Origin of the sequence: Halomonas sp. ND22Bw (assembly GCF_003011945.1) — a bacterium.
GTDB lineage: Bacteria > Pseudomonadota > Gammaproteobacteria > Pseudomonadales > Halomonadaceae > Halomonas > Halomonas halophila.
In genome coordinates, this window is the sequence record NZ_PXWD01000485.1 from 1 (window position 1) to 323 (window position 323).

1 protein-coding gene is annotated in these 323 nt (G+C 62.8%); it reads left to right on the forward strand.

From position 1 onward, the window contains the following. The coding region (locus CVH10_RS19050) for an anion permease (protein WP_181244511.1) at nucleotides 1-300 on the forward strand (300 nt) is incomplete at its 5' end. Between the last annotated feature and the right edge of the window lie 23 nt (nucleotides 301-323).

Here is a 323-nt window from a genome sequence, read left to right on the forward strand (position 1 = left end):
CACTACCTGTTCGCCAGCACCACGGCGCACATCAGCGCAATGATGCTGGCCTTCCTGGGCGTCGGGGCGCAGCTGATTCCCGCCGCCTACGTGGTGCCCTTCATGCTGATGATGACGGCCGGCTCGTCCATCATGATGACGCTGACGCACTACGCCACCGGGACCTCGCCGATCATCTTCGGCAGCGGCTACGTCACGATGGGCCTGTGGTGGCGCGTAGGCTTCGTGATGTGCGTGGTCGAACTGCTCGTCTTCGCCGTCATCGGCACGACCTGGTGGAAGGTCCTGGGCTTCTGGTGATGGGTCTTTTTCGACGGGGTTTT